This window comes from Bordetella genomosp. 1 (genome assembly GCF_002261335.1).
Classification (GTDB): Bacteria; Pseudomonadota; Gammaproteobacteria; order Burkholderiales; family Burkholderiaceae_B; genus Bordetella.
In genome coordinates this window covers 305,016-321,781 of sequence record NZ_NEVL01000006.1, presented here as the reverse complement: position 1 = coordinate 321,781, position 16,766 = coordinate 305,016, and the positions used below count along the sequence as shown (strand labels likewise).

17 protein-coding genes and 1 tRNA gene are annotated in these 16,766 nt (G+C 68.2%); 6 read left to right on the top strand and 12 right to left on the bottom strand.

Annotation, left to right across the window (positions count from 1 at the left end):
- Positions 1-124: 124 nt before the first annotated feature.
- A tRNA-Leu gene (locus CEG14_RS23550) sits at positions 125-209 on the bottom strand.
- A gap of 210 nt (positions 210-419) precedes the next feature.
- On the opposite strand from CEG14_RS23550, the gene htpG reads away from it, so the two are divergent.
- Positions 420-2,324: a molecular chaperone HtpG gene (htpG, locus tag CEG14_RS23545; RefSeq protein ID WP_094828829.1), complete on the top strand. Its 1,905-nt coding sequence runs from the start codon at positions 420-422 to the stop codon at positions 2,322-2,324.
- 245 nt (positions 2,325-2,569) lie between these two features.
- The gene (locus CEG14_RS23540; RefSeq protein ID WP_373454229.1) at positions 2,570-3,412 is read left to right on the top strand and encodes a putative hydro-lyase; all 843 of its coding nucleotides are present in this window, start codon (positions 2,570-2,572) and stop codon (positions 3,410-3,412) included.
- A gap of 204 nt (positions 3,413-3,616) precedes the next feature.
- On the opposite strand, the gene CEG14_RS23535 is transcribed toward CEG14_RS23540, so the two are convergent.
- The 3 genes from CEG14_RS23535 to CEG14_RS23525 all read right to left on the bottom strand — a co-directional run bounded on the left by CEG14_RS23535 (position 3,617) and on the right by CEG14_RS23525 (position 5,948).
- The gene (locus CEG14_RS23535) at positions 3,617-3,868 is read right to left on the bottom strand and encodes a hypothetical protein (RefSeq protein ID WP_094828827.1); all 252 of its coding nucleotides are present in this window, start codon (positions 3,866-3,868) and stop codon (positions 3,617-3,619) included.
- 252 nt (positions 3,869-4,120) lie between these two features.
- On the bottom strand, positions 4,121-4,753 hold the full coding sequence (gene ycaC, locus CEG14_RS23530; protein WP_094828826.1) for an isochorismate family cysteine hydrolase YcaC: 633 nt from the start codon (positions 4,751-4,753) through the stop codon (positions 4,121-4,123).
- Positions 4,754-4,991: 238 nt separating this feature from the next.
- The gene (locus CEG14_RS23525; protein ID WP_094828825.1) at positions 4,992-5,948 is read right to left on the bottom strand and encodes a LysR family transcriptional regulator; all 957 of its coding nucleotides are present in this window, start codon (positions 5,946-5,948) and stop codon (positions 4,992-4,994) included.
- A 144-nt stretch (positions 5,949-6,092) separates the two neighbouring features.
- On the opposite strand from CEG14_RS23525, the gene CEG14_RS23520 reads away from it, so the two are divergent.
- Both CEG14_RS23520 and CEG14_RS23515 read left to right on the top strand, forming a co-directional pair.
- Positions 6,093-6,497, top strand: a complete 405-nt coding sequence (locus CEG14_RS23520) for a RidA family protein (protein WP_094828824.1) — start codon at positions 6,093-6,095, stop codon at positions 6,495-6,497.
- A 61-nt stretch (positions 6,498-6,558) separates the two neighbouring features.
- Entirely contained in the window at positions 6,559-7,239 is a 681-nt protein-coding gene (locus CEG14_RS23515) for a hypothetical protein (RefSeq protein ID WP_094828823.1), read from the top strand.
- A 55-nt stretch (positions 7,240-7,294) separates the two neighbouring features.
- Here the strand turns inward: CEG14_RS23515 and CEG14_RS23510 are convergent, their stop codons facing one another.
- The 4 genes from CEG14_RS23510 to CEG14_RS23495 form a co-directional block, all read right to left on the bottom strand.
- Complete coding sequence (locus tag CEG14_RS23510) at positions 7,295-8,605, bottom strand: MFS transporter (protein WP_094828822.1); 1,311 nt, start codon at positions 8,603-8,605, stop codon at positions 7,295-7,297.
- Between the two features lie 172 nt (positions 8,606-8,777).
- Positions 8,778-9,926: a galactonate dehydratase gene (gene dgoD, locus CEG14_RS23505; protein WP_094828821.1), complete on the bottom strand. Its 1,149-nt coding sequence runs from the start codon at positions 9,924-9,926 to the stop codon at positions 8,778-8,780.
- Between the two features lie 31 nt (positions 9,927-9,957).
- Complete coding sequence (locus CEG14_RS23500) at positions 9,958-10,596, bottom strand: 2-dehydro-3-deoxy-6-phosphogalactonate aldolase (protein ID WP_094828820.1); 639 nt, start codon at positions 10,594-10,596, stop codon at positions 9,958-9,960.
- Positions 10,593-11,603 carry a 2-dehydro-3-deoxygalactonokinase gene (locus CEG14_RS23495; protein ID WP_094828819.1) on the bottom strand — a complete coding sequence of 337 codons (1,011 nt, stop codon included), beginning with the start codon at positions 11,601-11,603 and terminating at the stop codon, positions 10,593-10,595. Before CEG14_RS23495 ends, CEG14_RS23500 begins: the two co-directional genes overlap by 4 nt.
- Positions 11,604-11,835: 232 nt before the next feature.
- Between CEG14_RS23495 and CEG14_RS23490 the strand changes: the two genes are divergently transcribed.
- Positions 11,836-12,639 carry an IclR family transcriptional regulator gene (locus CEG14_RS23490; protein WP_094828818.1) on the top strand — a complete coding sequence of 268 codons (804 nt, stop codon included), beginning with the start codon at positions 11,836-11,838 and terminating at the stop codon, positions 12,637-12,639.
- 94 nt (positions 12,640-12,733) lie between these two features.
- On the opposite strand, the gene CEG14_RS23485 is transcribed toward CEG14_RS23490, so the two are convergent.
- The 4 genes from CEG14_RS23485 to CEG14_RS23470 form a co-directional block, all read right to left on the bottom strand.
- Positions 12,734-13,354 (bottom strand): glutathione S-transferase family protein, encoded by a 621-nt coding sequence (locus CEG14_RS23485; RefSeq protein ID WP_094828817.1) that lies wholly within the window; start codon positions 13,352-13,354, stop codon positions 12,734-12,736.
- 18 nt (positions 13,355-13,372) lie between these two features.
- Positions 13,373-13,966 carry a 1,6-anhydro-N-acetylmuramyl-L-alanine amidase AmpD gene (ampD, locus tag CEG14_RS23480; RefSeq protein ID WP_094828816.1) on the bottom strand — a complete coding sequence of 198 codons (594 nt, stop codon included), beginning with the start codon at positions 13,964-13,966 and terminating at the stop codon, positions 13,373-13,375.
- A 127-nt stretch (positions 13,967-14,093) separates the two neighbouring features.
- Positions 14,094-14,357 carry a PP0621 family protein gene (locus CEG14_RS26460; RefSeq protein ID WP_179280662.1) on the bottom strand — a complete coding sequence of 88 codons (264 nt, stop codon included), beginning with the start codon at positions 14,355-14,357 and terminating at the stop codon, positions 14,094-14,096.
- 6 nt (positions 14,358-14,363) lie between these two features.
- On the bottom strand, positions 14,364-15,206 hold the full coding sequence (locus tag CEG14_RS23470; protein ID WP_094828815.1) for a cytochrome C assembly family protein: 843 nt from the start codon (positions 15,204-15,206) through the stop codon (positions 14,364-14,366).
- An 88-nt stretch (positions 15,207-15,294) separates the two neighbouring features.
- On the opposite strand from CEG14_RS23470, the gene ffh reads away from it, so the two are divergent.
- Positions 15,295-16,704 (top strand): signal recognition particle protein, encoded by a 1,410-nt coding sequence (ffh, locus tag CEG14_RS23465; RefSeq protein WP_094828814.1) that lies wholly within the window; start codon positions 15,295-15,297, stop codon positions 16,702-16,704.
- Positions 16,705-16,766 lie beyond the last annotated feature (62 nt).

Sequence of the window (16,766 nt, the reverse complement as noted above, 5' to 3'; positions counted from 1 at the left end):
AGTACGCTCGGTGCTTCGCCACTGTACCGAAACTGTACCTGGCTCACCAACTTGGATAATCCCCTGGTGTCAGGGCAAGACGAAAAATCGCGCTAGAGGCTTGTAAATACTAGGGATTTTTGAGTGGTGCCCGGGGCCGGAATCGAACCGGCACGCCTTGCGGCGGGGGATTTTGAGTCCCCTGCGTCTACCAATTTCACCACCCGGGCACGGATGGCGCGAGGGCTCTGTGTGAGCTTCGCGTGGAGGAAAGCGTGCCATTATATGCGGTCTTGAAATTTTTGGCAGAGGCCCCATTTGGGGGCATACCGCCGTCCGTGCAGGCACGGGTGCGGCGATGTTCCTGCCGGGGGTGGGAGCTGGCCAGAGCGCTGGCAGCTTCCCCTGAATTGTTCACTTTTTGATCACTGATTACGCCAATGACTCAGAACGCAACGTCTCCTGCCGAAACCCTGGGCTTTCAGGCCGAGGTGAAGCAGCTGCTGCACCTGATGATCCACTCGCTCTACAGCAACAAGGAAATCTTCCTGCGCGAGCTGGTGTCGAATGCGTCGGATGCGTGCGACAAGCTGCGCTTCGAAGCCATCGACAACCCCGCGCTGCTGGCCGGCGACAGCGAGCTGGCAATCCGTGTCGACTACGACAAGGCCGCGCGCACCATCACGATCACCGACAACGGCATCGGCCTGTCGCGTGACGAGGCCATCGCCAACCTGGGCACGATCGCGCGCTCGGGCACCAAGGAATTCTTCTCGCAGCTCACGGGCGACAAGCAGAAGGACGCGCAGCTGATTGGTCAGTTCGGCGTGGGCTTCTACTCCTCGTTCATCGTGGCCGATCGCGTCACGGTGCACAGCCTGCGCGCCGGCGAGCCGGCCGAAGCGGCGATTCGCTGGGAATCCGACGGCCAGGGCGAGTTCTCGATCGGCGCGTCCGACAAGACCACGCGCGGCACCTCGGTCACGCTGCATTTGCGTGCCGACGAAGACGAGCTGCTCAACGGCTGGAAGCTGCGCGAGATCCTGCGCCGCTACTCCGACCACATCTCGCTGCCGATCCGCATGGCCAAGGAAGAGTGGGATGCGGAGAAGGGCGAACAGGTCACGAAGGACGAATACGAAACGGTGAACCAGGCCAACGCGCTCTGGACCCGCTCCAAGGGCGACGTTTCCGACGAGCAGTACCGCGAGTTCTACAAGACCGTCTCGCACGACTACGACGATCCGCTCGCCTGGACGCACAACCGCGTCGAAGGCCGCAGCGAATACACCCAGCTGCTGTACGTGCCGAAGCACGCGCCGTTCGATATGTGGGACCGCGATGCGCGCCGCGGCGTGAAGCTGTATGTGCGTCGCGTCTTCATCATGGACGACGCCGAACAGCTGCTGCCGTCGTATCTGCGCTTCGTGCGCGGCGTGATCGATTCGGCGGACCTGCCGCTGAACGTGTCGCGCGAGATCCTGCAGGAAAGCCGCGACGTGCGCGCGATCCGCGAAGGCTCGGCCAAGCGCATCCTGTCGCTGCTCGAAGACCTGGCGGAAAACAAGCAGGAAGACTACGCCGCGTTCTGGACCGAGTTCGGCCAGGTGCTGAAGGAAGGCGTGGGCGAGGATCCGTCGAACCGCGAGCGCATCGCCAAGCTGCTGCGCTTTGCGTCCACGCAGGGCGATGGCTCCGCCCAGACCGTGACGCTGGCCGATTACCTGGCCCGCGCCAAGGAAGGCCAGGACAAGATCTACTACGTGACCGGCGACAGCTATTCGGCCGCGAGCAACAGCCCGCACCTCGAGATCTTCCGCAAGAAGAGCATCGAAGTGCTGCTGCTGTGGGATCGCGTCGACGAATGGATGCTGTCGCATCTGCGCGAGTTCGACGGCAAGTCGCTGGTGTCGGTGGCCAAGGGCGGTCTCGACATCGAGGCGCTGGCCGACGACGAAGAGAAGAAGCACCAGGCCGAAGTGACCGAGCAGTTCAAGCCGCTGGTCGAACGCCTGCAACAGGCGCTCGACGGGCAGGTCAAGGAAGTGCGCGTCACGCTGCGGCTGGTGGATTCGCCGGCGTGCGTGGTGGTGGGCCAGAACGAGCTGAGCCCGCACCTGCTGCGCATGCTCAAGGCGGCGGGCCAGGAAGCGCCCGATCTCAAGCCGGTGCTGGAGATCAATCCCGACCATCCGCTGGTCGCGCGCATCCGCGACACCGCCGACGAAGACTTCGGCGCGTGGGCGCAACTGCTGCTCGACCAGGCGCTGCTCGCCGAAGGCGCGCAGATCGCCGACCCGGCCGCCTTCGTCAAGCGCCTGAACGCGCTGCTGTTGAAGGTCTGACGCGCTGCCTTGACGTCTGAACGAGGGCATCCCGCGAGGGGTGCCCTTTTTGTTGCGTGCGCGACGAACGATGGGGGGACGGCACACGGACGCGTCGATTCCGGACCGGCAACCGGCCGCGCGAGCCGAACCTGACACGCAGACCCACGAAGCCTACGGGAAAACCCCGCATAAGAAATATTGATAGGGGTGTATCGCAACTTGTGATTGGACGCGCGGCGCGGGCTTGCGGTGCAATGCTTCGCATCAGGCGGCCGACGCGGCCGCGCCGTCACAAGGGAAACCGCATGTCCATGCAAGCACGCAATGGCGCCGAACTGGCGTATCAGGCCCGTCTCGATGCCCGCGCGGGCAGGCTGACCGGCCCGACCGCCAACCTGGCGCCCGGTCAGGTCCAGGCCAATCTCGCCATCCTGCCGCGCGCGCTCGCCGCCGACTTTCTGCATTTCTGCCAGCGCAATCCCAAGCCGTGCCCGTTGCTCGCGATGTCCGAGCCCGGCGATCCGGCGCTGCCCACGCTGGGCCGCGACATCGACATCCGCAAGGACATTCCGCGCTATCGCGTGTGGAAGGACGGCGAGCTGATCGCCGAGCCGACGGACGTGAGCGAGTACTGGCGCGACGACCTCGTGTCGTTCCTGATCGGTTGCTCGTTCTCGTTCGAGGAAGCGATGCTGGACAACGGCCTGCCGGTGCGCCACATCGAGCAGGGCTGCAACGTGCCGATGTATCGCACCAACATCGAGACGGAGCGGGCCGGGGTGTTCGGCGGTCCGCTGGTGGTGTCGATGCGGCCGCTCAAGGCGGCCGACGCGATCCGCGCGATCCAGGTCACGTCGCGGTTTCCGTCGGTGCATGGTGCGCCCGTCCACCTGGGCGATCCTTCGCTCATCGGCATTGCCGACATCGGCCGGCCGGATTATGGCGACGCGGTCGAGATCAAGGCGGGCGAGATCCCGGTGTTCTGGGCCTGCGGCGTGACGCCGCAATCGGTGGTGGCCGCCGTGCGGCCGGAGTTCTGCATCACGCACGCGCCGGGGCACATGCTGGTGACCGATCTGCAGAACAGCCGCATGGCCATGCTCTGATGGGTCGTCCCGGTATCGATTGAATCGGCATGACGCCCGCGGGCCGGTGTGCCGCAGGGTGTCGCGGCAACGCGATGCGGCGCACGCTGGCCTTCGACGGCCAGCGGACCGCTCGCAACACGTCGGGCAGTCAGGCCACCGCAAATGCAGCAACGAACAAGCCCGCGCACGCGTGATCGCGTTCGCGGGCTTTTGCCTGGCCGCTCAGCGCCGCGCCTGCGTGTCGGTCACCAGCGCGACCATCGCGAGCTCGGGCGCCAACGCCACTTCCAGCGTCGCCGGCGCCTGCTGCGACACGGCCGGGAAGCTGGCGTCGGGCGCGGGACCCCATTGCAGCATCAGGGCGAGCAGCGCCAAGGCCGCGATCATCGCGGGCGCGACATTGCGGGCGCGCTGCAGCAGCTGGTTGGTACGGGCGACGCTGAAGTCGGTGGGAGTGATGAGCGAGAACGACATGGTTATCTCCAGGCGAGGTTCGGTACGCCTGGGGATGCGGGCCGTTCGGGCACCAGCGTCAGGCGGGGTTGTTCGGGTGAGGTGAAGCGTAGGCCTGGCGGCGAGGCCAGGCCATCGTGCATGGGTATGCCGGGCGCATCCTTTGGGTTGCCCTCCGAAAAGGTGTCAGACTGCATTTTTCGCGGCGGGCGCGATCTTGGAAATTGCAGTCTGACACCATTGTTTGGGGACGCCGGGGGGGGGGGGGCGCAATCAGTTCTTGGTGGCGGCCTGGATGGCGGAGTAGCTGGCCATCAGGTTGCGGTAGTCGGGGATGTGGTTCGCGAACAGCGTGCCCAGGCCCTCGATGTCGTTGCGCCAGTCGCGGTGCAGTTCGCACGCCACGCCGAACCAGCTCATCAGCTGCGCGCCGGCCTTGCTCATGCGGTCCCAGGCGGCGTCGCGGGTGATTTCGTTGAAGGTGCCCGAGGCATCGGTCACGACGAACACCTCATAGCCTTCTTCCAGGGCCGACAGTGCCGGGAAGGCCACGCACACTTCGGTCACGACGCCGGCGATGATGAGCTGCTTCTTGCCGGTGGCCTTCACGGCCTTCACGAAGTCTTCGTTGTCCCAGGCGTTGATCTGGCCGGGGCGGGCGATGTAGGGCGCGTCGGGGAACTGGTCCTTGAGCTCCTGCACCAGCGGGCCGTTGGGGCCTTGCTCGAAGCTGGTGGTGAGAATGGTCGGCAGGTCGAAGTACTTGGCCAGGTCGCCCAGCGCCAGCACGTTGTTCTTGAACTGATCGGGCTGGAAGTCACGCACCAGGGACAGCAGGCCGGCCTGGTGATCCACCAGCAGGACGGCGGCGTTGTTCTTGTCGAGCTTGGCGTAGGGCTTGGTCATTTGCGTTCTCTCTATCTGAAAAAGTGGGGTGTCTGGTGGGTGCCGACGGGTTCGGCGCCGTTTGCGGCGTCGCGTTTCGGTGCGTCGCTGCCATGAACAGAACTTTATAGATAGCTCGAAAACGCCGGTAGAGGGCGAAAATTCGCTTCAGCGTTCCAAATTAAGAACGATGGGGGTCTTTCAGGATCGGACCGGGGCCGAGGCCCGCGCCCGCCACGTCGGGAGGGGCGGGCGCCGCTCAGCGCCGGCGTCTGGTTGCGCGCGCAACCGTGCGCGGCGGCGGCCCTTGCACCGGCGCATGCTGCGCCATCACCGCCACGATCCAGTCGATGAACACGCGCAGCTTGGCGCTGACGTGGCGATTGGGCGGGTAGGCCAGGTAGAGCGGCATGCTGTCGAGCTGCCAGTCGGAAAACAGCGGCACCAGTTCGCCGCGCGCCGCGTGCTCGCGCGCCATGTAATCCGGCAGCCACAGCACGCCGAGCCCGGCCAACCCAGCGGCCAGATACGCATTGCCGTCGTCGACCGCGAAGGCATGGCGGCCCTGCACCTGGATGCGCTCGTCGCCGCGATGCATGGCGTAGGGAAAGGCCCGGCCGGTGCGCGACCACAGAAACCCCACGATGCGATGGTGCGTGTCCTCGAGCTCGCGCGGATGCGCGGGCGTGCCGGCCAGCGCGAGATAGCTGGGTGCGGCGTACACGCCGAGCCGCAGGTCGGCCACGCGCCGCGCGATCAGCGACTGATCGCTGAGCTCGCCGCCGCGCACGACGCAGTCGACGTTCTCGTCGATGATGTCGACGATGCGGTCGCTCACGCCCATGTCGAGCTGGATGTCGGGATAGCGCGCGTGAAACGCGGGCAGGGCCGGCACCAGGATCATGCGCGCCAGCGGGCTGGGCACGTCCACGCGCAGATGGCCGCGCGGCTGCGCCGCGGCCGCCGACAGGCTGGTCTCCGCGTCGTCCATGTCGGCCAGCAGGCGGATCACGCGTTCGTAATAGGCCGCGCCGTCGGCGGTGACGTTGACCTTGCGCGTGGTGCGGTTGAGCAGCCGCACGCGCAGCCTCGCCTCGAGCTGCTGCACCAGCTGCGTGACGGTGGCGCGGCTCAGGCGCAGGGTGTCGGCGGCCTTGGTGAAGCTGCCGGTCTCGACGACGCGCGCGAAGGCCTGCATGGCATCGAAGCGGTCCATGGGGGCTCCAGGAAGCGGACGGATTGTTTGGATTCTACAAACAGTGCTAGCCGCGCGCGCGTATTTATCGCGCGCCCGCCGCTGCCTACAGTGAGGGTGTCGTCATGGCCGGCGCGACGCCGGCTTCTCATGGAGGAAATTCAGATGGCAAAGCGAGATGTGGTCTTTCCCGCGGGCCGCCAGGCCCTGTATGAACGCAACCGGTATTCGCCGGCCGTGCGCAGCAACGGTTTCCTGTTCGTGTCGGGACAGGTGGGCAGCCGCGAGGACGGGTCGCCCGAGCCCGGGCTCGAGGCCCAGGTGCGGCGCGCGTTCGAGAACCTCAACGCGGTGCTGGCCGCGGCCGGCGCCACGTTCGACGACGTGGTCGACGTGACCGTCTTCATGGTCGATCCGCAGAACACCTTCGAGCGCATCTGGACCGTCGTGCCCGAGTACTGGGGCGAGGCGCCGTTCCCCAACATCACCGCGGTCGGCGTTACCTGGCTCTATGGCTTCGACTTCGAGATCAAGGTGATCGCGAAGCTGCCCGAGGGCCAGGCGGGCTGAGCCGGAACAGGTTGCGCACGCATCGGTTACGCTTGCCGCATCGAAAAGTGGAGCGGATGCGATGCGCGGCAAACTCGGCGTGTACCTTTGGGGCCTGTGGGCGGTGGCCGCCGTGGCGTTCGGCGCCTGCATGATTGCCTACAGCATGGCCACTACCGCCACGCGCGGCGAGCTCGAGCTGCGGCCGGGCGCCACCGTGCGGCTCGAGCTGTATCGCATCCAGGAGGCGCCGCTGTGGATGCACGCCCTGCTGCCCTTGCCCGCGCCGGCCGCTCCGGGCGCCGAGCGGCCCGCCGCGCCCGGCGGCATCGTGGGTCATGGCAGTGAGATGCGCGCCGGCGATCTGCTGATGCTGCGCCTGCGCGGCCCGCAGGGACAAGACCTGCAGCTCGACGGCTCGTTCGTCGATGCCTTCAGCAACCGCCATGCGATGCGCGAGCTGCGTCCGATGATTGCGCTGGAAGGCGGCAAGCGCGTGCTGCCGCCGGCGGTGACGCTGCCGGCCGGAAACAGCGTGCTGGAGCTCACCGTGACCGACGTGGCCGACAGCCTGCTGGGCAAGCAGGCCGAGGTGCTGGTGCATCCGCCCTACATGCTCAAGCGCGTCGCGCCGGGATACGAATGGGTCCGCTGGCTGCTGCTCTGGCCGGTCTACGGCCTGGTGCTCGCGCTGTGGGCGGTGGCGATGCTGTGGCTCACGGTGCGTGCGCGGCGGCGCCGCCAGCGCCCCGCCGACGCATGAAAAAAGGCCGATGCGGACAACGCATCGGCCTTTTTGCTGGCGCATCCGGCAGGCGTTACGCTTCGATGCGCTCGACCTTGCCCACCAGCAGGATGTACGACAGCGCGCCCAGCAGGGCGAGCGTCGAGACGTAGATGATGGCGGGCGCGAAGTTGTCCTTCGAGACCAGGAAGCCGATCACGATCGGCGTCGAGATCGACGAGATGTTGCCGATGAAGTTGAACACGCCGCCGGTCAGGCCGAGCAGGCGGGTCGGTGCCAGCGCCGACACCAGCGACCACGTGATCGAGGCCAGGCCGTTGCCGAAGAACGCCACGGCCAGGAAGAAGATCACCCAGCTGGTCGAGTCGGTGAAGTTGGCGCCGATCATCGAGGTCGAGATCAGCAGGCCCAGGATGATGGGCAGCTTGCGCGCCAGGCCCACGTTGGCGCCGCGGCGGATCAGGAAGTCCGACAGCACGCCCGAGCACAGCACGCCGACGAAGGCGGCCAGGAACGGCACCGAGGCCAGGAAGCCCGACTTGATGAAGTCCATGCCGCGGTACTTCACCAGGTAGGTCGGGAACCACGTCAGGAAGAACCACAGCGTGGAGGTCAGGCAGAACTGGCCGAGGTACACGCCCCACAGCTTGCGCTTGCTCATCACCAGGCCCAGGTCGGCCCACGAGAACGGCGCCTTCTTCTCGGTGTTGCGGCGGTCCAGGTCGACCACGCCGCCACCCTTCTGGATCAGCTCGATCTCGGCCTCGTTCGCGCCCTTGAACGCGCGCGGCTCGCGATACACCAGCCACCACACCACGCCCCAGGCGATGCCGAGCAGACCGGTGCTCACGAACACCATGTGCCAGCCATAGTGGTGCTGCAGCCAGGCCAGCACCGGCGTCAGGAACGCCAGGCCCACGAACTGGCCCGAGGTGTAGAAGCCGATCGCGGTGGCGCGTTCGCGTTCCGGGAACCAGGTCGTGACCACGCGGTTGTTGATGGGGTAGGCGGGCGCTTCGAGCGCGCCGACGGCCAGGCGCAGCACGAACAGCAGCACGAAGCTGCCGGCGAAGCCCATGAAGAAGGTCGCGGCCGACCACAGGATCAGCGCCAGCGCATACAGCAGCCGCGGCGGAATGCGGTCGACCAGCCAGCCGCCCGGGATCTGCATCGCGGCGTAGGTCCAGCCGAAGGCCGACAGGATCAGGCCTTCCTGGACGGTCGACAGGCCGAACTCGTCCTTGATGCCGGGGGCGGCGATCGACAGGTTGCTGCGGTCGAGATAGTTGATGACGACGGTGATGAACAGCATCACCATGATGATGTAGCGGCTGCGCGTGGGTTTCTGCGCGAGCGGCGCGCCGGCTGCGGTAGCGATGGACACGGCGGGTCTCCTCGGGGGGCTTGGGGGGCCCGGCGTGTGCTGTCTGCGTCGCCGGGCATGTTATGAATCTGCAGGGGGCTTGCTCGGTCGGCGCGGGCGGGGCGCGCGGCCCTGTCCGCACGCCACTGGCCGGGATACGCCGGCGCCTGTCAGGCGCCGGCGCGGCAGGGGATCACCACTCGGCGAAGCTGCCGTCGGCGTGGCGCCAGATCGGATTGCGCCAGCGGTGGCCCACCGTCGCGCGCTCCTTCACATACTCTTCGTTCACCTCGATGCCGAGGCCCGGGCCCTGCGGGATCGTGACCATGCCGTCTTCGTAGGCGAACACTTCGCGGTTGCTGACGTAGTCGAGCAGGTCGTTGGCTTCGTTGTAGTGGATGCCCAGGCTCTGTTCCTGGATGAAGGCGTTGTAGCAGCCGGCGTCGATCTGCAGGCAGGTGGCCAGCGCGATCGGGCCGAGCGGGCAGTGCAGCGCCAGCGCCACGTCGTAGGCCTCGGCCATGGCCGCGATCTTGCGCGTCTCGGTGATGCCGCCGGCGTGCGAGGGATCGGGCTGGATGATGTCCACATAGCCTTCGGACAGCACGCGCTTGAAGTCCCAGCGCGAGAACAGGCGCTCGCCCAGCGCGATCGGCGTCGAGGTCAGCGGCGCCAGTTCCTTGAGCGCCTCGTAGTGTTCGCTCAGCACCGGCTCTTCGATGAACATGAGCTTGAACGGATCGAGCTCCTTCATCAGCACCTTGGCCATGGGCTTGTGCACGCGGCCGTGGAAGTCCACGCCGATGCCCACGTTCGGGCCCACGGCTTCGCGCACGGCGGCCACGTTCTCCAGGCACTTCTCGACCTTGTCGAACGAGTCGATGTATTGCAGCTCTTCGGTGCCGTTCATCTTCACGGCGGTGAAGCCGCGCGCCACCGCGTTCTTGGCGGCCGCGGCCGTGTCGGCCGGGCGGTCGCCGCCGATCCACGAATACACGCGGATGCGGTCGCGCACGTTGCCGCCCAGCAGCTGCGACACGGACACGCCGAGCGACTTGCCCTTGATGTCCCACAGCGCCTGGTCGATGCCGGCCAGCGCGCTCATGTGGATGGCGCCGCCGCGATAGAAGCCGCCGCGGTACAGCACGGTCCAGTGGTCTTCGATGTTGCGCGGGTCCTTGCCGATCAGGTAGTCGGCCAGTTCCTCGACCGCCGCGGCCACCGAGTGCGCGCGGCCCTCGACCACGGGCTCGCCCCAGCCGACCACGCCTTCGTCGGTCTCGATCTTGAGGAACAGCCAGCGCGGCGGGACGATGTAGGTCGTGAGCTTGGTGATTTTCATGAGAGGGTCTCCTCTGCGTGGGATCGTGAAATCAGCGGGGGGCGATGGCCTGCCAGGCGGCGACGAATTCGCGCGCGCGTGCGCCGACCTCGTCGGCCGACAGGCCAGGCTTGTAGAGCGCCGAGCCCAGGCCGAAGCCCGAGGCGCCGGCGGCGGCGAATTCGGCAAGGTTGTGCGGCGTGATGCCGCCGACCGGCAGCAGCGGCGCGCGCAGCACGGCGCGCCAGGCGCGCAGCACCGACGGGCCGACCTGTTCGGCCGGGAACAGCTTGAGCGCATCGGCGCCGGCGGCCAGCGCGGCGAACGCCTCGGTGGGCGTGGCCACGCCGGGCAGGCTCAGCATGCCTTCGGCCTTGGCGCGGCGGATCACGGCGGGATCGCTGTGCGGCATGACGATGATGGCGCCGCCGGCGTCGCGCACGCGCGTGACGTCGTCGGGATCGATCACGGTGCCGGCGCCCAGCAGGCAATCCTCCGGCAGCACGGCGCGCATGGCGGCGATGCTGTCGAACGGCTGCGGCGAGTTCAGCGGCACTTCGATCAGGCGGAAGCCCGCGTGGTACAGGGCCTGGCCGATGCCGGCGGCTTCCTCGGGGCGGATGCCGCGCAGGATGGCGACCAGGGGGCAGGCCTGCATGGCCAGGGCGAGTCGGGCGGAAGAGGTGGTCATGGCGTCTCCGTGACGGACGCGCGCACCAGCCCGGCGGCCAGCGCCAGGTGCCAGAGCCCGCGTTCCGTGGCGTGGCGGGCCTGGGCGGGCGTGCCCAGGCCGTAGTGATCGAGGGCGAGGCGATAGCGCTCGCACAGCGCGTCGTCGCCGCACAGCACCAGGCGCGGCATCGCGCCCTGCTGGCGCAGCATCTCGGCCAGCGCCGCGATCTCGTGGCCGATCAGCAGGCCCGAGAGATAGTCGGGGCTGGCGGCGGGCGTGAGCGCGCCGGTCAGGCCCAGCGTGCGTGCGCTGAAGATGGTGGAGAGCACGCCGGCCCGGCCGGCGGGTGCGCCCGCCACGCGCAGGCCGCGTGCGTAGGCTTCGGGGTCGGAGGCGCCGTCGCTCATGGTGCGGCCGAGAATCGTGTGGCCGCGCAGCGCGGCGTAGACCTCGCCGGTCATGAAGGTGTCGAAGTGGGTGACGCGGCCGCGCCGCACCGCCACCCACTTGGAGTGCGTGCCGGGCAGGCCGATCAGCAGGTCGTCGGCGTCGGCGCCGAGCGTGTCCAGCACGCCGGCCACCTGGGTTTCCTCGCCGCGCATCACGTTGGGCAGGCCGTGGCGCTGGATCAGTCCGGGCACGATGTGCATCGGCGTGCCGTCGCGCGCCACGCGGGTGAGCTGGCCGGCGAGTTGGCCGAGGTCGACCGGCACGTCGAGATAGGCGGCCTCGCGCCATCCTTGGGCGCTGCCGACCATGCCGCAGGCGATCACGGGCAGGGAAGGTTCGGCGCGCAACCAATCGCCGCAGGCATGTTGAAACGCGAGTTCGAAGCGGGCGTCCTGGTCGGCCGCGCCGGCGGCGAGCGCGCCGTCCTGCAGGGGCTGGGGCAGATTCATGATGCCCCAGGGCAGATGGCGCGCATCCAGCGTCTGGCCGCGGCCATCCATGCGATAGGCGCGCAGGGAGGAGGTGCCCCAGTCCAGCGCGATCAGCGCCGCGGTGTCGGGCTTGCCGGTAGTCATGGAAAAGCTGTCTCGTTGTCCGCCACGTGTCGTGGCCGGTTTGTAGGGGCGGTGGGCCCGATGCAAAAAATTCTAGTCGAGCGGCCAAAAAATCTCAAAATATAGAATTGAATCTCATATATTGGGATAGAATGCGAGTTTTGGAACGCCGCGCGCGCTGGCCCCCGCAGGGCCACCCCGGCAGCCGCCGCCTCGTGCGGCGGGTTTCACGCACCCGTTATTGCCGCAAGCCATGAACCGACCCGCGCTTTCCCAGTCCCCCCTCGATCCCGACGCCGGCGCGCCCGCCGGCACCCAGACCCTCATGCGCGGCCTGGCCGTGATCCAGGCCGTGGCGCAGGGCGCGCGCGATCTGAAGGAGATCTGCGCGCGCATCGGCGTGGCGCGCAGCACCACCCACCGGCTGGCCAGCTGTCTGGTGCAGGAGCGTTACCTGCGCGTGCTGCCCTCGCTGGGCTATGCGCTCGGGCCGCGCCTGATCGAGCTCGGCTTCCAGGCGCGCGAGGCCATCCCCATGGTCACGCTGGCGCGGCCGCACCTCACCGCGCTGGCCGATCTCACCGGCGACACCATCCATCTGGGCGTGCGCGACGGCGCCGAGGTGCTGTATCTGGAGAAGATCCCGGGCAAGAAGGGGCTGGAAATGCGCTCGCGCGTGGGCCACCGCATGCCGCTCGCCTGCACGGGCGTGGGCAAGGCGCTGCTGCTCGACGACGACGAGAACCTCTGGCAGGCCCTGCACCAGGTCGGCACGCCGGTGGCCGCGCGCGCGGTCGATCCGCAGGCCGGCTGGCGCGTGTTCGTGGAGCGCATGCGTGACTACGCGACGCGCGGCTATGCCTTCGACCTGGAAGACAACGAGCCCTCGATCCGCTGCGTCGCCGCGCCGGTGCGCGATGCCAGCGGCCGGATCGTGGCGGCCGTGAGCGTGTCCAGCACGGTGCCGTACATGTCGCTCGAGCGCATGCGCGAGATGGTGCCCTCGGTGCAGCAGTCCGCGGCGCGGCTGTCGGCGGAGCTGGGCTGGCAGGTCTGAGGCGCCGCCATCCGGTTGCACGCGCAACGGATGGCGCGGTCACAAACGACAAGGGCAGGCCCATGGGCCTGCCCTTCGTGCATGTGGCGGCGTGTCAGGCCAGCGGCAGCGTCAGCACGCCGGCGGTGGCGGGCCGCATCATGACGCGGCGGTACCAGGCGGCGATCGCCGGCGTTTCCGGGCGCTCGATCGGCAGGGCCAGCCAGCGGTGCGCGGCGCAGGCCAGTGCGATGTCGCCCATCGTGAACTGCGCGCCGGCGATGAATTCGCGGCCCTGCAGCGCGTTTTCGAGGATCTGGCCGCAGGCGTTGGACTGGGCCACCACCTTGGCGAGCAGCTCGGGATTGCGCTTGTCTTCGGGCGTGCGGATCAGTTGCAGGAAGGCCGGCCCCATGGCGGGCTGCCATTCGGTGGCCTGCCAGTCCATCCAGCGGTCGGCGTCGGCGCGCACGCAGGGGTCGATGGGCCAGAGCGAGCCGCTGCCGTAGCGCGAGGCCAGGTAGCGCACGATGGCGTTCGATTCCCAAAGCACGAAGCCGTTGTCGTCGATCAGCGGCACGCGCCGGTTCGGGTTGAGCCGGCCGTACTCGGGCGTGTCGAGGCCGCCGAACTGCCCGCCGGCCTCCACGAAGGTGTGCGGCAGCGCGAGCTCGCGCACGGCCAGCATCACTTTTTGCACGTTCAGCGAGCTCAGTCTTCCCCAGATTTTCAACATGATGCAGAGTCCTCGAGTTCAGCGCGGCGGCAGCTCGCGCCGGAAAAAGCCGCAGTCGCGCCCGAAGCGCGACCAGTTGAATGCGGGGCCGGGGTCGGTCTTGCGCCCCGGCGCGATGTGTTCGTGGCCCCACGCGGCCCGCAGCGGGTATCGCGCGCGCAGCACCGCGGTGAGACGCGGCAGCGTGGCGTACTGCGCATCCGTGAAGGGCAGGGTGTCGGTGCCTTCCATCTCGATGCCGATGGAGAAGTCGTTGCAGCGCTCGCGGCCCTCGAAGCGCGACACGCCGGCGTGCCAGGCGCGCGCATCGGTGGACACATACTGCACGATGCTGCCGTCACGCCGTACCAGGAAGTGCGCCGAGACGCGCAGGCCTTCGAGGCGGGCGAACCAGGGGTGCGCGCCCAGGTCGAGCCGGTTCAGGAACAGGTCGCTGATGTAGTCGGGGCCGCCCGCGCGCCTGAATTCACCCGGCGGCAGCGTGATGTTGTGCAGCACGAGCAGGCTCACCTGCGTGCCGGCCGGCCGGGCGTCGGTGTTGGGCGAGGGCAGGCGGGTGGCGCCGGCGCCGGCCACCAGCCAGCCGTGACGATCCAGAGTCAGTGATTGCATGACGAAGTCTGCGGCAGGGCGCGAGGCGGGGCCTCGTGCGAATGGGGCGCGGCGGACGGGGGCGTCGCCGCGCAATCGCAGCATTATGCCGGGTGCTCGGCGGGATGCAAAAGAAAGCGGCTGGCGCTCAGGCGCCGGGCTTGCCGAGGCGGGCGTGGTCGGTGCTGCACCAGGTCTGGCCGTTTTGCAGCACGGCCTCGGAACGAGGCAGGTGTATGCCGCAATGGGCGCAGCGCACCATGGCCTCGGCGGGGCGCACCGCCGGGGGTTTGGCGCCCCGGGCCGGGCCGGCCGGCGGGGCGTTGCGCCGTTGCGCGGCGCGCGCGCCGGCGATGCGCACGATCATCATGACCGCGAGCGCCACCAGCACCCAGAAAAGGATCTTGCCCATGATGCGTCAGGTTCGGTGCAGGATCACTTCGAGCACGAAGCGGCTGCCGGTGTAGGCCAGGATGAGGAAGGCGAAGCCGGTGAGGGTCCAGCGCAGCGCCACGCGGCCGCGCCAGCCGCGCACGTGGCGACCGGCCAGCAGCACGCCGAAGGTGAGCCACGACAGCAGCGTGAACACGGTCTTGTGGTCGAAGGGCAGCAGCTTGCCGGAGATGAGGGTGGAGGCGACCGAGCCCGAACCGACCGCCAGCGTGAGCACCAGGAAGCCGATCCAGATCACGCGGAACAGCAGCTGCTCCTGGATCAACAGCGGCGGCTGGGCGTCGAGCACGCGGCCGATGATGCTGCGCTCGGCGGGGGCTTCGAGGGGGCGGTGCAGGTGGCGGTCGAGGAGCGCCATCAGCATGGCCTGCAGCGCGGCGATCGTGATCAGGCCATAGGCGGCCAGCGCGATCAGCAGGTGCAGGCGCAGCCAGGGGTTGTCGGCGTGCGGCACCAGCTGGCCCTGCGGGAACAGCGCGGCCAGGGCGGTGACCAGCGTGCCGGCGGGCAGCAGCAGCAATTGCAGGCCGTCGATGCGGACCAGCAGGCTTTCGAGCCAGAATACGACCAGGCCGAGCCAGACGGCGGCCGACATGGCGAGCGCCCAGCCGATGAACAGATGCTGCGTCCCCAACATGGATTGCCACAGCGCGATACCATGTAGCACCAGGGCGCCCAGCAGGCATACCCGGGCGATGCGCCCGGTCTGCTCGACACTGCCGCGCTGCGCCAGGCGGCGCCACATCGAGCCGCCCAGAATGGCGTAAGCCAGAGCAGCCACGGCGTGAAATACAATGCCTGATGACATAGAAACCGTTGGGTGATGACGGGCCCGGTGCGCATGTGGCGCCCGCAGGCCGGGATTCAATCAACTAGTGTAAGCGGAAACGCCTCTCATGCTCGATAACCTGACTCAACGTTTGTCGCGCGTCGTCAAGACGCTTCGCGGCGAAGCCCGGCTGACCGAGGCCAACACCCAGGAGATGCTGCGCGAAGTGCGCATGGCGCTGCTGGAGGCCGACGTGGCCCTGCCGGTGGTGCGCGACTTCGTGACGCGCGTCAAAGAAAAAGCCCTGGGCGAAGAGGTTTCCTCCAGCCTGACGCCGGGCCAGGCCCTGGTGGGCGTGGTCCACAAGGAGCTCACCACCCTGATGGGCGGCGATCTCGGCCCCCACGCGGCCGAGCTGTCGCTGGCCACCCAGCCGCCCGCCGTCATCCTGATGGCCGGCCTGCAGGGCGCCGGCAAGACCACCACCACCGGCAAGCTGGCCCGCTGGCTCGCCGCGGGCGAACACCAGCAGGGCGGCCGCAAGAGCGGCAAGAAAAAGGTGCTGGTGGTGTCGGCCGACGTGTATCGTCCCGCCGCCATCGACCAGCTCAAGACCGTCGCGGCGCAGGCCGGCGTCGACTTCCTGCCCTCGGATCCGAGCCAGAAGCCCGAAGACATCGCGCGCAACGCGGTCGATCACGCGCGCCGTCATCACTACGACGTGCTGATCCTCGATACGGCCGGCCGCCTGGGCATCGACGAGGCCATGATGCGCGAGATCCGCGCGCTGCACGACCTCGTCAATCCGATCGAAACGCTGTTCGTGGTCGACGCGATGCAGGGCCAGGACGCGGTCAACACCGCGCGCGCCTTTGCCGACGCGCTGCCGCTCACCGGCGTGGTGCTCACCAAGCTCGACGGCGATGCGCGCGGCGGCGCGGCGCTGTCGGTGCGTCACGTCACCGGCAAGCCGCTCAAGTTCGTCGGCGTCTCGGAAAAGCTCGAGGGCATCGAGCCCTTCTATCCCGAGCGCATGGCGCAGCGCGTGCTGGGCATGGGCGACATCGTGTCGCTGGTCGAGCAGGCGCAGAAAAACATCGACATTGCCGAGGCGCAGAAGCTGGCGGCCAAGATCAAGTCGGGCAACAAGTTCGACCTGAACGACTTCCGCGAGCAACTGGGCCAGGTCAAGAAGCTGGGCGACATGGGCTCGCTGCTCGAGAAGCTGCCGGCGCAGTTCCAGCAGGCCGCGGGCCAGATCCAGGGCGGCCAGGCCGAGAAGCAGCTGCGCCGCACCGAAGGCATCCTCAACTCGATGACGCCGATGGAGCGCGCCAAGCCCGAGCTGATCAAGGCCGCGCGCAAGCGCCGCATCGCGGCGGGCGCGGGCGTGCCGGTGCAGGAGGTCAATCGCCTGCTGTCGCAGTTCGATCAGATGCAGGGCATGATGAAGCAGATGAAGAAGGGCGGCATGGCGAAGATGATGCGCGCCATGGGCGGCCTGAAGGGCCTGGGCAAGTTCGGCGGCCTGCGCTGAGCCCGGCGCGGTCCGCGCGCAACGCGCGGTTCCGCGGCCCAAAAAAACGGCCAGACCTTGCG